This window comes from Candidatus Woesearchaeota archaeon, assembly GCA_020854775.1.
Lineage (GTDB): Archaea > Nanobdellota > Nanobdellia > Woesearchaeales > 21-14-0-10-32-9 > 21-14-0-10-32-9.
Genome location: JAHKLZ010000005.1, coordinates 1 through 14,334, shown reverse-complemented (window position 1 = coordinate 14,334; position 14,334 = coordinate 1). Strand labels below are relative to the sequence as shown.

Annotated in this window: 13 protein-coding genes; 5 read left to right on the top strand and 8 right to left on the bottom strand. The window is 32.4% G+C overall.

What is annotated here, in order from left to right; translation table 11 throughout:
• Positions 1-7 precede the first annotated feature (7 nt).
• Both KO361_00565 and KO361_00560 read right to left on the bottom strand, forming a co-directional pair.
• Entirely contained in the window at positions 8-1,090 is a 1,083-nt protein-coding gene (locus KO361_00565) for a hypothetical protein (protein ID MCC7574071.1), read from the bottom strand.
• Positions 1,087-4,299, bottom strand: a complete 3,213-nt coding sequence (locus KO361_00560; protein MCC7574070.1) for a LamG domain-containing protein — start codon at positions 4,297-4,299, stop codon at positions 1,087-1,089. Before KO361_00560 ends, KO361_00565 begins: the two co-directional genes overlap by 4 nt.
• Positions 4,300-4,550: 251 nt before the next feature.
• Here KO361_00560 and KO361_00555 point away from each other — a divergent pair, with 251 nt between their 5' ends.
• The 5 genes from KO361_00555 to KO361_00535 are packed head-to-tail and all read left to right on the top strand — an operon-like array spanning position 4,551 to position 7,721.
• A complete protein-coding gene (locus KO361_00555) occupies positions 4,551-5,018 on the top strand; it encodes a hypothetical protein (protein MCC7574069.1) in 468 nt (155 codons plus the stop codon).
• Complete coding sequence (locus KO361_00550; GenBank protein MCC7574068.1) at positions 5,015-6,157, top strand: hypothetical protein; 1,143 nt, start codon at positions 5,015-5,017, stop codon at positions 6,155-6,157. Before KO361_00555 ends, KO361_00550 begins: the two co-directional genes overlap by 4 nt.
• An 18-nt stretch (positions 6,158-6,175) precedes the next feature.
• Entirely contained in the window at positions 6,176-6,406 is a 231-nt protein-coding gene (locus tag KO361_00545) for an NrdH-redoxin (GenBank protein ID MCC7574067.1), read from the top strand.
• Entirely contained in the window at positions 6,403-7,296 is an 894-nt protein-coding gene (locus KO361_00540) for an FAD-dependent oxidoreductase (GenBank protein MCC7574066.1), read from the top strand. Before KO361_00545 ends, KO361_00540 begins: the two co-directional genes overlap by 4 nt.
• Positions 7,293-7,721, top strand: coding sequence for a hypothetical protein (locus KO361_00535; GenBank protein ID MCC7574065.1), 429 nt, complete (start codon positions 7,293-7,295; stop codon positions 7,719-7,721). The genes KO361_00540 and KO361_00535 overlap by 4 nt, the downstream gene beginning before the upstream one ends.
• A gap of 15 nt (positions 7,722-7,736) precedes the next feature.
• On the opposite strand, the gene KO361_00530 is transcribed toward KO361_00535, so the two are convergent.
• From KO361_00530 to KO361_00505, 6 genes are all read right to left on the bottom strand, one after another.
• Positions 7,737-9,080 carry a phosphomannomutase/phosphoglucomutase gene (locus KO361_00530; GenBank protein MCC7574064.1) on the bottom strand — a complete coding sequence of 448 codons (1,344 nt, stop codon included), beginning with the start codon at positions 9,078-9,080 and terminating at the stop codon, positions 7,737-7,739.
• A gap of 191 nt (positions 9,081-9,271) precedes the next feature.
• The gene (locus KO361_00525; GenBank protein MCC7574063.1) at positions 9,272-10,492 is read right to left on the bottom strand and encodes an ABC transporter permease; all 1,221 of its coding nucleotides are present in this window, start codon (positions 10,490-10,492) and stop codon (positions 9,272-9,274) included.
• The gene (locus KO361_00520; GenBank protein ID MCC7574062.1) at positions 10,492-11,691 is read right to left on the bottom strand and encodes an ABC transporter permease; all 1,200 of its coding nucleotides are present in this window, start codon (positions 11,689-11,691) and stop codon (positions 10,492-10,494) included. The genes KO361_00525 and KO361_00520 overlap by 1 nt, the downstream gene beginning before the upstream one ends.
• Before the next feature lie 31 nt (positions 11,692-11,722).
• Positions 11,723-12,955 (bottom strand): hypothetical protein, encoded by a 1,233-nt coding sequence (locus KO361_00515; GenBank protein ID MCC7574061.1) that lies wholly within the window; start codon positions 12,953-12,955, stop codon positions 11,723-11,725.
• 32 nt (positions 12,956-12,987) lie between these two features.
• Entirely contained in the window at positions 12,988-13,728 is a 741-nt protein-coding gene (locus tag KO361_00510) for an ABC transporter ATP-binding protein (protein ID MCC7574060.1), read from the bottom strand.
• Between the two features lie 39 nt (positions 13,729-13,767).
• Positions 13,768-14,265, bottom strand: a complete 498-nt coding sequence (locus KO361_00505; GenBank protein ID MCC7574059.1) for a PadR family transcriptional regulator — start codon at positions 14,263-14,265, stop codon at positions 13,768-13,770.
• Positions 14,266-14,334: the final 69 nt, after the last annotated feature.

Sequence of the window (14,334 nt, the reverse complement as noted above, 5' to 3'; positions counted from 1 at the left end):
CGTTTCTTTATTTTTTATACTTTTTATTATTCTTTTTCAATAAACCAATTTCTAGAAGCAAGAATAAAAAAACAAAAACAGAAATAACAATAACTAAAACTAAATTAAAAGGATTACTACTTCTAAGAATAAAAGACTCACCATTAACAAAAACAACACCATCTCTTATAATAATATTATATTCTTGAAATTCCTGATTATTAACACTAACAAAAAGAACAAATTCCTCTTCTAATACCTCAACGAACAAAGGAATAACAACGGAACCAAAACCATCTAAAGAAAAAGACCTAGATTCAAACTCAGAACCAGAAGCTTTAGCAACAACACTTAAATCACTCAAAGAACTAGGCCAATCACTGTTCATAAACAACTCCAAAGACAAAATATTATTAGCAAAATCAAGAACCTTCAACTTAGAAACATTAACAAAAGGACTACCTGAATAAACAACAGAAGATAAATTCAAAGAATCATCATACTCAATAAAAACATTAACATCATAAGAACCCTTACTAAAAACATCATCAAAACCAAGAACTAAATAATCACGACCCCTACCCTCAACAAAGAAAGACTTAGAAACTTCTCTATCATCAACAACTAACCTAACAAAACCAGAAGCATCATTCAACCCTAAGTTCCTTAAAGAAATAACATAAGGACCCTTAGCAAAAGCACTCCTTAAAGGAACATTTAAAGAAACATCCAACAAAGCATTTTCTTCATAAACAAGCAAAGCAACAGGCAAAAACAAACCAAGATTAACATTAATCTGAGAACCACCACCCCTAGATTCATAAATAACTATGTTAGCCCTCTGAGAAAAATCATAATCATCATTTATAACCCTAGCCCTAAAAATCTTATCCCTAACATCCCTAGTAAAAGAAAAATTATTAACGTCCAATTCAATGAAGTCATCACCCTGAACTTCAAAAAAAATATCCAAATCAAGACCCTCATTATTAAAAACTTTAAAAATAAAAGAATCAACACCCTCTTCTAATTCTATAGAACCAGGAGCCACTCCTAAACCTGAAACAAAAGGTAACATTAACAACAACACAAACAAACTAATAAATCTCAACTAGCAACACCCCAAAAAAAACTCATATTAGAAGATTTATCACCAGGACCCTCAGAAACAGGAACTCTAACAGCAACATCAACCAAGACTTCGTTATTACCCGTAAAATTCAATCCTTTAATTAAATAATCAATAACAGACGAAACATTAACCCAATCAATAATTGATGCCTCATAATTAAACGAACCACTAGACCTAGCACGAATCAACCAATAATCCGTACCAAGACCTGCCTCAACAGAATCCCATAAAGACTCATCAACAGACACATTAACCAAATCCGCCTCGATATTACCAATATTCAAAAACCTAAAAGGAGGAGGCGTATTACTAGATGTATTCGCAGATTCATTAACAGACAAACCACCAAAATCAACAGACGCAGTAGCCAAATCAATCATCACATTAGTAACAAGAGTAAAATTAAAAACCTCACTCCAAACACCAAATAAAACCCCATTAAAAGCACGAACCCTCCAATAATAAGAACCAAAATCCAAAATACCAGAATAAGAATAATTACTATCAATAACAGTTTCATCAAAAACCAAAGAAATAAAATCAGGATCCTCCGCTAAAACAATCTGATACTCAACAGCAGTATCAACATCAGACCACTCAAAACCAGGACTCCTATCAACAAACAAAGAATCATTATTAACCGGATAAATAAGCTCAGGCACACCAGGAGGACTAGAAACAGAACAACAAATATTCAAATCATAATAATCACAACTACCAAAATGAGCATTAGTAAAATCCCAACCCTCACTAGAAGCAACACTCCCTATGCAAGTATAATTCTCAGAACAAGCACCATACGAACCAAAGCATTCACCATCACCATTACCTGCAACACAAACAGAATAATCATACTTACGCAAATCATCAACAAACAAAGAACCAATCTCAAACTCAGACAACGCACGATTAAACATACGAACATCATCAATCAAACCATTAAAAAAAATACTATAAGTAGAACTATAAAAACGAGCACCAATAATTAAACGACCAGCCGCGCGAGCATTACTGCTAGATTGTAATTCTTGCTCAACACCATCCACAAAAATCTTATAACTATCAGGATAACTCAAACCAGTCTTAACAACAACCAAATGCCTCCAAGTATCATCATTAAAAGTATTAACCGTTTGTAAAGACTCCCCCCCACCAGAAGAACTCTTAACAATTCTACCATTCTGCATCAAAACACAAAAATTATCAAAAACACCCGCCGCAATAACTTGCTCAGCAGAACTACTAGACTTTATCCAAGCAGAAAAAGAACTATAACTAGCAGAACTACCCGCAAGATAAACATAACTAGAACCATCAAGAAACAAAGCACTATTCTCAGCACCGAACCTATTATTAACCCAAGAAGCACCAGAATTAGTACCATGAACACCACTACCAGAATAATCCAAGAAATCACCATTAAAACGCCAATGACCCACCAAGCCATCACTATACAACTGACTAACCTCAGTAGCATTCAAAGCCCTATCAAAAATAATAACTTCATCAACTAAGCCATGAAAAAAAGTAGAATCACCACCAATTCTTAAACCACCAGAAGTAATCAAACTAGAATTAAGAATATTACTAGTTTCCCTATTCAAAGACCCATTAATATAAAGTCTCACAAAACCAGAATAATCCTCATCAATAGTCAAAACAACATGAACCCATTCATCAACAAGAACAGACGTAGACATTATAGCACTAGCAATAATATTATCATTACTATCCCTCAAATAAGGATAAATCCGATTACTATTTTCTTCAGTCCTAATAAATTGAGCACCCGTACCCTGAGAAATAATTCTTCTCCTACTACCATCAATAGTACTAATTTGAATCCACGCAGAAACAGACAAACCCTTAGAGATATCAGACAAATCCAAATCAGTACCTAAATAATTTCCAACACCATTAAAAGACAAAGCACTATTAGAATTACCCCTCCTATCAGAAGTCCAAGACGCACCATTATTAGTAGCATGAAAACCACCAACGAAGTCAGTAAAATCATCATTAAATTTCCAATAAGAAACTAAACCTTGAAAATCAACAGGAACCTGAACATGAGAATTAGATTCATTATTCATTCTAAGAAATTCAACAGCGTTAGACAAACTACAATCATAAGAAAAAACTTGATTAGGAGAAGAACAACAAACACCATAAGAATAATGCGGAGAAAAACTCCTCATCTGAGCATGAGAATTATCAAAACCACCAGTATAATTCCTAAGCTTAAACAAAACATAATCAGAAACAGAACTAGCAACTAATAATTCATAACCAAGCCTAGGATAATCTAAACCATTACTAATAATCCAAGAATCACCATCATAATTACCAATTAAAGCAATATCCCAATTAGCACCATCAAAAGTATCAAAATTCCTCATATCAGCAGTGATTCTAGGACTGCCTTTACCAGTATCGCTCTGACCAGAAGTCTGATTATCATAAAAAGAATTAGAAACAGAACCTGAATTAGAACCAACTAAGCCTCCTGTATTAGTAGAACCGCTAACCAATCCTGAAGAATAAGACCTAGATATTTGACCTCCATTATTATGACCTACTAAGCCACCAACATTAGTAGTAGAACTAATACTCGCTCTAGAATAAGAATCAAAAATAGAATCTTCATTTTGACCAACTAAGCCACCAACATCACTACTACCAATAACGGAACCAATAACGAAGGACTTAGAAACAGAACCATCATTCCAACCAACTAAGCCACCAACATTATCATCTCCTGTAATATTAACATTAATTAAACCAACATTTCTAATAATACCGCCATCAACGAAACCAAACAACCCTTGCTCAGAACTAGAAGGCCTATTAATAAACAATCCTGAAACATTAAAACCCTGACCATCAAAAACACCAGTGAATGCTTCCAAAGAAGTGCCAATAGGCTCAAAACCACCACCGACCCAATTAACAGTGTCATAACAATCAATATTATTCATTAAAACATAATTACCAGATAAATCATAACTAACATTTTGCAAATCATCACAATTAAAAATTCTAACATAATCAAGAAGTGAATCACTACAAAAATCAGACCTAAAAACACCACAAGTAAGATCAGCAGAAACAAAAGACAAAAACAAAAAAAAGAATAAAATCAAGCAACCAACAAATAACAAACTGCTTAATCCAACATTCTTACTCAACAAAAACCACCCTTTAACACAGAGAAATGATAACAACTATTATTTAAGTATTTTGTTGTTTTTAACACAAAAACTCAACTATAACCAAAACTTTACAAACAATCAATCACTACAAAGAAATAAAAAAATAAAACTCATTAATAGACAATAAAGAAAGAAAGTTTCACATTTATGAAACCATAAAAAAAACAGTTTCATAATTATGAAACGTTACGAAATATTTATATATAGTTATTAATTCACACAGAATCATGAGGGTAAGAGATTTCATACTTATAATAGGAGGAGCATCATTTTTAACATTAATTATTAGCTTAAGCCTCTTATTAGCTGACAGATTCCAAGTAAGAGGATGCGGATGCCCAAAAGTAGTCTCACACAATTTTATATGGTTATTTATAGTATTAGCAATATTATTTGTGAGTTCTTTACTTTATTATTTATTTTCTCTAAAAATAGAAAAAAAAGAAAAAGTAATAACTAAGAACATGGAAGTTCTTAGCTCAATCTTAGACAAAGACGAAAACAAATTCTTAGACCTAATCATCAAGAACAAAGGAAAAATGGAACAAGCAGAATTATCAAAAAAATACGATAAAATAAAAACACACAGAATATTAAAAAAATTACAAGAAAAAAACATAATCGACATAAAAAAAGAAGGAAAAACAAACAAAATAATTTTGAAAAAAGAACTAAGGGAGGAATTAGTGAAATGAAAAAAACACAATTATTTTTAATCACGTTATTGTTTTTAACGATACTATTAGGACAAGCATACGCTGAAACTGAACTAATTGAAAACGAAATACATTTCTTTGAACAAAGAGGATGCCCAGATTGCGCGAGACAAAAACAATTCTTAGAAGAAGAAATAAAACTAAACTATCCTGAAGTAAACATTATAAGTTATTCTATAATGAGTCCTGAAAATCAAAACAAGTTCCACGAAATGATGAAAGAAAGAGAAATTGAAGATTATAATTTAATAGTACCAACAACATTCATAGGAAATAATTATTTCCAGAACTTCTACGAAGGAGATAAAGAATTAATAATAAGAGCGCTTAAAGGAGAAAATGTACAAAATCAAATTTACCAAGTACGAGGAGAAGGCATAATAACTGTGCCTTTCTTCGGAGAAGTTAACATAAGCGAATGGTCAATCCCTGTGTTAGCAGTAATTATAGGAACAGTAGACGGATTAAACGTTTGCTCAATAGGCGCACTCATACTAATATTAACTCTAGTTTTAGCATCTTTTAAGAGAAGAAGAGATTTAATTTTATTCGGAGGACTATTCATAATAACAACAGTATTAGTATATGGCTTACTAATCTTTGCATGGACCGCAGTATTTCACGCATTAGCAACATACATAGGCGGAATAAACATAATAATAGGAATAGCAGCACTCGGAGGAGGAGCGTTCTTTTTTAAAAAATTCATAGATTTTTACAGATACGGACCCGCGTGCGAATACTCATCTAATAAATATTTATCAAAATCAATAAATAAACTAAAAAACGCTTTTAGCTCCAACGAAAAAACTATATTACTCGCATCAGGAATAGTACTCTTCGCGTTCATAGTAACCCTGGTAGAATTACCTTGTTCGTTTGGATTACCTATGATATACGCAGGAGTACTAGCCGCGGAAGGACTAAGCACCATGGGCTACGTTTCATACGTAGGATTATACTTGTTCTTTTATATGCTCATAGAACTAATAATATTCGGAGTAGTAGTAGCAACAAGAGAAATGTATTTTACAGAATCAAAATGGATAACATGGATTTATTTATTCGGATCACTAGTACTATTAGCATTATCATATAATTACTTAATAGGATTTTAAAAAAAGAGGATTGATAACATGACGAAAGTAAAAATATACACAACACCTATATGCTTAGAATGTGAGAAAGCCAAAAAATATTTTAAAGAAAATAATATTGAATACGAAGAAATAGATACTTTTGAAAATAAAGAAGCAACAGAAAAAGCATTCAAGAAAGCAGGCCAAAAAAGAATACCTATAATAGAAATAAGAGATAAAGCTTTTTCAGGTTTTGATAAAAAAAAGATTGAAAAACAACTAAAATGAAAGACTTAACAATAATAGGAGGAGGACCAGCAGCCATAACAGCTGCGATATACGCAGCGAGAGCAAAAATGACCATAACCTTAGTAACTGAAGAGCTAGGAGGATACTTAACAAAAACAGATAAAATAGAGAACTATCCTGGATTTAAAACAATAACAGGCCTCGAATTAACTAAAGCGTTAGAAGAACATTTAAAATCATACGACGTAGAAATAATAGAAGATGAAACAGTAAAAACAGTGAAACAAGAAAACAACGAAGTAATAACAGAACTAGAAAACGGACAAATCCTAAAATCAAAAATCGCGATAATCGCGACAGGAAGCAAAAGAAAAAAATTAGGAATAAAAGGAGAACAAGAATTTGCGAACAAAGGAATAACTTACTGCGCAGTATGTGATGGATCATTATTTCAAGACCAAGAAGTAGCAGTAATAGGAGGAAGTTACGCAGGAACAAAATCAGCGATGTACTTAAGTAAAATAGCAAAAAAAGTATACATAATAGAGATACAAAACGAATTAAGCGGAGAAGAACTATTAATAGAACAAGTAAAGAAAACAGAGAACATAGAAGTAATAACTGGAGCAAAAACTTTAGAGATTTACGGAGATGAATACGTAAAAGGACTAAAATACGAAACAAATAATGAAACAAAAAATTTAGAAGTTCAAGGAATATCAATAGAAATAGGCCTAATCCCGAATTCAGAAATAACAAACGTAGAAAAAAACAAAGAAGGAAAAATAATAGTGACTGATGATATGAAAACATCAAGCAACAAAATATTCGCAGCAGGAGACGTAAACAACAAAGGAAAAGAACAAATAATAATCGCGGCGGCACAAGGATGCATCGCGGCACTAAAAGCCAAAGAGGAACTAAAATGAAAAAAACAATGATAATCCTAACAATAATAAGCTTGTTAATATTAAGCGCTTGCACAAATAATACTTACAACAATAATAATTATGAAAATAATAGTAATAATACTGAATTAAACAATAACGAAAAAGAATCAAACAAAGAAAATAATAATGAAGAATACGGATTAAAAGAATTTAACGATTGCCTAGCAGATAACGGCGTAGTAATATACGGATCAGAGTGGTGTCCTGCGTGCAGAAGCCTTGTACAAAGCCTAGGAGGATATGAAGCAGTAACCTCTGTGTACGTAGAATGCACAAAAGAACAACAAAGATGTACACAAACAAAAACAAACTACGTACCAGAAATACAAATAAACAAAGAAGTATACGAAGGCTCAAGAAGCATAAAAGCCCTAGCAGAAATAACCAGATGTAAAACTCCTTAAAAAAAATCAAAGATTTTACTTAACAAGACTCATAATATTATTAATTCTTTGAAGATGCTTATCTAAAACTTCTTTAGAAGTTGACTCCGCGTTAAGACGCACAATGTTCTCAGTATTACTTTTACGAAGATTAAACCAAAAATCATCATAATAAACAGATAATCCATCAATAAACAAAGACTTAACAGGATCAGAAAAAGACTGCTCAACTAACAAAAAAGCCTTACTAGTATTCTTAACCTTGTAATTTATTTCACCCGAATGATGATACTTCTCAAATTCCTTAACTAAATCACATAAGGACTCATCACAAGAAAGCAAGATATTCAAAACTTTAATTGCACAAACACCTGCATTATCTAAATAATCAGATTCCTTAAAAAAATAATGACCTGAATTCTCTGCGCCAATCTCCGCGCCCTCATCCTTCATCACCCTATAAATAAAAGTTCTACCCGCTTTAGACATAATAGCACGAATACCCCTAGCCTTACAAGTATCAGCAACAGCTTGAGAAGACCTAGTATCATAAACAACAGGACCTTTCTTTATCTCTTTAGATAACAAAGAAAGAATCAAATCAGGCCTAACAAAATGACCCTTATGCGTAACAAAACATACCCTATCCGCGTCACCATCAAAAATTAAACCAAGATCCGCCTTCTGCTTCTTAACCTCAGCAACTAATTGCTTACGAGCATCAGGAGATAAAGGATTAGGCTCATGACTAGGAGAAGCCGAAACCTTACCATTAATAATCTTAGAAGAAGGAAATAACTTCTTCAAAGTATTAACTTCGTTAATACCCGAACCATTACTCTGATCAATAACTAATTTGATGCTCTTCTTAGTTTTAAACTTCTTTAACAAAGAACTAATAAAAACCTCGTAATCCTTAACGAAACTCTTCTTCTTAGATTTACCCTTCTTCTTAGAAGACATAAATTCCTCAGACTCAATAATTTTCAACAAATCCAAAGAACCATTCTCAGAGAACAAAGGCTCAGCTTTCTTAAGCATTAATTTAAAACCATTCCAATCCTTAGGATTATGACTAGCAGTAATCATTATTCCAGCATCAAACTTACCCTTAATAACAGCAAAATAACTCATAGGCGTACTAACCAAACCAATATCGACAACATCAACACCACACTCAACAAGACCCTTCTTTAAATTTTCAAATAACTTAGGAGAACTCTTCCTACCATCATAACCAACAGCGACCTCTTTAACCTTAGCATAAGTAGCAAAAGACTTACCAAGTAGATAAGCAAAATTATTATCAACTTCCTTAGGATAAACCCCCCTTAAATCATAAGCTCTAAACACAGAAGAGTAATCTTTCTTAACCACCATGGAACAGAAACTAAAAAGTATTATTTATAAATTTTTTGAATTTAAAACCCAAAAAAAAGCCAAAAAAAGCTCAAAAATGATTTATTAAGCCCAAAAAAAAGAATTTACTCAGTTATCAACCAAACATACTCACAAGCTTAGATTTATCTACTCCTTAGCCAATACAAACTTACTAACGCGCGTAGCATTATCTACTCCGTAGACAATGCATCCACAGGATTCATCTTCGCGGCTTGTTTCGCAGGGAACCAACCAGAAACACTACCAAGAACAAACGCAAAAAACAAAGAACCAACAATTAACCAAACAGGAAATAAAGGCTTTAACAAATCAGTTCCAAGAGCATCAGCAGCAATAAATTCAATTAATTTGCTAATACCAAAACCAAACAAAACACCAATTAAGCCACCAACCAAACCAAGTAAACCAGACTCAATCAAAAACATGTTCTGAATATCAGAGTTACGAGCACCAATAGCCTTCATAATACCAATCTCCTTAGTTCTTTCAAGAACAGCAGTATACATAGTATTCATAATACCTACACCACCAACAAATAAACTAATACTCGCAATACCAATAATTATAGCTTGAACAACATTAAAAATAACAAGAAAAGAATCTAATATATTCTCAAAAGTTTCAGCCTCAAAATCTTCCTGACCAAATTTCACATCACGATGACGCCTAAGAGCCTCTTCAACATTTACAAGAACATCAGCAGGAATCCTGCCAGGAAGAACCTGAACAACAATCATACTAACCTCATCACCATGATCAAATAAATCATCAAAATCATGCTCATTCAAATAAATAATATTATCATCAGCTTCATTACCCTCACTCTGCTTTATTCCAACAACCTGAAACTCAACACCATTAACAGTGATCTTTCTACCCGGAGTAATCAAAGTATCATACCTAGAAGAAAAACCATAATTATAACTAATAAACGCTGTTCTTCTCTCATTATCCCTAAGCTCCCTACCAACTATAATTTTATTCAAACCCATTAATTCCTTCATTATAACTCCTTGCTCACCAGAAGGAACACTAACAACGAAAGCAACCTGAAAATCATCTTTACCCCACTCAACCAAACCCGCGCGATAAGTAGAATAACCAACAACATTAACTCCTTGAACATTCTTCAAAACATCAACATCATCCTTAGTTAAAGGATTAGAAGATTGAGTCATACCAAAAGAACTACCTGCTGCTCGAACAACAATTTTATCAGTACCTAACGCTTTAAACTCATCTTCAATAACAGCTTGCAACCCCTGACCAATACTAATAAGACTAACCACTGCGGCAATACCAATAAATATACCAATAAGAGTTAACCAACTCCTCATCTTTCTTTTCTTAATACTTCCTAAAGCTATCCTAAAATAATCTCCTATCATCATTATTGCCTCAAAGCATCAACAGGCTTCATAATCGAAGCCCTATAAGCAGGTAATAAACCAGCGATTGCACCTATTAAAAATGAAAAAAACAAAGCACCAAAAATTAATTCTAAAGTAAAAACAGCCTGAACAAGACTAGTACCTAATAATAATCTGCCTAGAGTTTGAACAAGCAAACCAAGACTCATACCTAGACCTAAACCAATTAAGCCACCAACCAAACCAAGCAAACCAGACTCAAATAAAAACATTAACAAAATATCAGAGTTACGAGCACCAATAGCCTTCATAATACCAATCTCCTTAGTTCTTTCAAGAATCGAAGTAAACATAGTATTCATAACACCCACACCACCAACCAATATACTAATAGCAGCAATACCAATCAAAAAATAAGTAACAACAGACAAAATATTATTCAAACTATCAAGAATATCTTGACTAGTTGCAACACTAAAATCTTCTTTACCAATACGAACATTTCTACTTTTTCTCAAATCATGTCTAATGTTCTCAGCAACAACATCTATATCCTGAACGTTAATAGGCACAACTTGAATTACACTAAAAACATCAGGTTTATCAAACAAAAATCTCGCAGCATCCTCATTCATCAAAACAACACTATCAACCTGAAAAGAACCTGTTCTCTCTAAGAAACCAACAATTTCAAAATATTCTCCATTAATATTAACATCATCACCAATCCTTAATAATCTATCAAAAATAGGTCTATCTTTATATGTAGAACCCAAAACTATCTTAGTACGCTCATCAGGCTTCAACATACGACCCACAACGACATCATAATTATTAGTACTAATAATAAAGTTTCTTTCAACAGTATTCCTAGGAAGAGTAGCAACATAAGAATTCCTAGTTTTATCCCCAAAAGACATAATTATAGAATCAATCATTTGACCAGCAGCGACATCAACACCCCTAGTTCTACGAATAACTTCTAAATCCTTATTAGTAATACCTTTAGAACTACCAGCAGTACCAAGAGCAGAAACAGAAATTTTTTCTGCACCAAGATCTTGAAATTGCTGAACAACAGCTTTCTCCAAGCCCTGACCAAGACTAATAATACTAACAACAGTAGCAATACCAATAAATATACCTATGAGAGTTAACCAACTCCTCATCTTCTTCTTAGTCAAATTCTTGACAGCAATCCTAAAATAATCCTTAATCATCTTAAAAACCTAAAAAAAAAATTAAAAAAAGTTAGTCATCCTCATCCAATAATTTCTTTTTTCTTTGCTTCCTTCTATGATACCAATAAACAACCATTCCAAGAATAACTAAAACAACAATTAAAGTTCCAGAACTATTACCATTACTCTCAGGATGTCTAAGTACATGAATAATTTCAAAAGTTTCCACGAATTCATTATTCAAAGCATCTCTAAAAGTTAAAGTTAAAGGAAACGCAACTTCATCAACGTCACCATCAACAAGAATTCTAAACCTAGCAGACTTAAAATCATCAGATTCAACACTTCCAAGATATTCAATGTTAGAAGCAGAAGTTACTTTAAAAGAATCAGAATCTTCAAGAATAACAGATAATAACTTAACATCAGATACTCCTTGATTCACAACATCAAAAATAACTTCTCCTGACCTAGAATCAGTATCAACAGTTATTCCTTCTATCATCACGTATAAATCAGGTTGAGAATTAACATTTATAGAAACAAAAGAAATATCATCATATCTTCTTCCCAAATCATCATAATAAGCAAAAACAACAGGAACTTTATAAATTTTAGAATCAGCATCAGGATACGCAGTTAAACTAAACCTGAACTCAGTTGTTTGACCAGGTAATATTCTATTAATAGATTTCTTATTAGTTGAACCAATAGGTGCAAACGGCAAATTAAACATGGAACCACCTTGAGTATCAGCTAATTGCAAAGCCACACTAACATCTCTCAAATTAGATGACTGCGCAGGATTAGTAACCCCTATAACTAGTTCAGCCTTCTGCCCTGGCTCAACAGGATCAGGATATAAACGAACAGAACTTATACTAATAGGAACATCAGTTGACTTAACATCCAATCTTAAATTAGACGTACTAATAACACCAGGTGCGCCACCAAGAGAATATTCAAATCTTAATTCATTAACTCCTTCAACCACGTTATTAGCAACTTTAAATCGATACTTCAAAGTGTAATCTCTATAAGAACCAAGAACAGAAATTTCTCTTACTTTCTCATCAGGATTAACTAATTCAAAAAAAGGCGAATCCAAATATTCTAATCTTAAATCTTTAGCTTCACCCGCACCAATGTTTTGAATACTTATCCAAACATCAACAAATTCACCTGGTTGAACAGGCATAGGATCATAGTTAGAAATACTCAACCTAATAATAGGCGCGTTCTGAGCACTAACAACCATCGGCAATAACAACAACAAAGCAAATACCAAACTTATTTTTTTCATAAAAATTCCTCCATTAAACATAATTACACCTCTTACTTCATTTTAGCTTTTTTTCTTTTTTCCTCAACTAATTGAGTTTCAATCAATTTAGACGTATCAACATCTAAATTATTAACAATCATACCATCCTTCAAAAAAACAGTCCTATCTGCTTTCGCAGCAACTTTTTCATCATGCGTAACTAAAACAATAGTTGTATTTTCTTCTTTGTGCAACTTTTTAAGAAAATCCATAACTGTTGTTCCAGATTTACTATCTAAATTACCCGTAGGTTCATCCGCCAATATAACTTCAGGAGAATTAGATAATGCACGAGCAATAGCAACTCTTTGTTGTTGACCTCCTGATAACTCATTAGGATTATGATTCATTCTATCTTTCAAACCAACTAAATCTAAGAATCTTTTAGCAGTCCTTTCTCTTTTTAAAGGATTTACATCCTGAAATATTAAAGGCAACATCACATTTTCTTTAGCAGTCATACTAGTTATAAGATTAAATTTTTGAAAAATAAAACCTATCTTTTTACCTCTTATCTGAGCTAAATCAGATTCGGACAATTTAGAAATATCTTTACCACTAAGAAAAATCTTACCCTTAGAAGGAGTATCCAAACAACCAACCATGTTCATCGCGGTACTCTTACCAGAACCACTAGGACCCATAATTGACAAGAATTCTCCTTTTTTTACTTGCAAATTCATACCACGAAGAGCATGAACTTTAACTTCACCCATGATATATGTTTTCCAAACATCTTTTAATTCAATTATGATTTCATCATCTTTAATTTTTTTATCTTTCAATATGATTCACCTTATTTTTTTTAAATCATTACCTGCCTTTCTTAATATATTTTTTATTTCAACAATATTCTTAGATAATAAATTCTTTTTTTGAATCCTAGCTAATTCTTCTTTTAAAAACATTGATTCATCATATATTTCATGAAATGGCATACTTCCTTTTTTTATATCTTTAAGCATCTCACGTTCCATGGACGTATCAAACCCATAAATTGATTCTAATAATTTGTAAGATTTCTCCATAGCAACAATTAATTCTTCTTTTTCATCATATTTTTCTTTAACTAATTTTTTAGCTTTAGCAGTTAAAGAATAAATCTTTTTACCTTGATTAAGATTAGAAATAGTTAAACCATCAGTTTCTAAAGAGTTTAATAAAGGATATATTGAGCCACAACTCGGTTTCCAATTCATCAAATTGTTTATTTCAGTTATTATTTCAGAACCAGACATAGCTTTATCATTAAGCATTTTTAATATTAAAGACTTTAAGTGACTGCGCATTTTTTTTTAACCTCAACCCCTTCAAAATATCGGATATGATATCGGATATGATATCGGATATGATATCGG

Bases quoted from the DNA above. Each gene is read 5' to 3' on its own strand.
- KO361_00555 (MCC7574069.1), top strand. From the start codon at position 4,551: ATGAGGGTAAGAGATTTCATACTTATAATAGGAGGAGCATCATTTTTA.
- KO361_00550 (MCC7574068.1), top strand. From the start codon at position 5,015: ATGAAAAAAACACAATTATTTTTAATCACGTTATTGTTTTTAACGATA.
- KO361_00545 (MCC7574067.1), top strand. From the start codon at position 6,176: ATGACGAAAGTAAAAATATACACAACACCTATATGCTTAGAATGTGAG.
- KO361_00540 (MCC7574066.1), top strand. From the start codon at position 6,403: ATGAAAGACTTAACAATAATAGGAGGAGGACCAGCAGCCATAACAGCT.
- KO361_00535 (MCC7574065.1), top strand. From the start codon at position 7,293: ATGAAAAAAACAATGATAATCCTAACAATAATAAGCTTGTTAATATTA.
- KO361_00530 (MCC7574064.1), bottom strand. From the start codon at position 9,080: ATGGTGGTTAAGAAAGATTACTCTTCTGTGTTTAGAGCTTATGATTTA.
- KO361_00525 (MCC7574063.1), bottom strand. From the start codon at position 10,492: ATGATGATAGGAGATTATTTTAGGATAGCTTTAGGAAGTATTAAGAAA.
- KO361_00520 (MCC7574062.1), bottom strand. From the start codon at position 11,691: ATGATTAAGGATTATTTTAGGATTGCTGTCAAGAATTTGACTAAGAAG.
- KO361_00515 (MCC7574061.1), bottom strand. From the start codon at position 12,955: ATGAAAAAAATAAGTTTGGTATTTGCTTTGTTGTTGTTATTGCCGATG.
- KO361_00505 (MCC7574059.1), bottom strand. From the start codon at position 14,265: ATGCGCAGTCACTTAAAGTCTTTAATATTAAAAATGCTTAATGATAAA.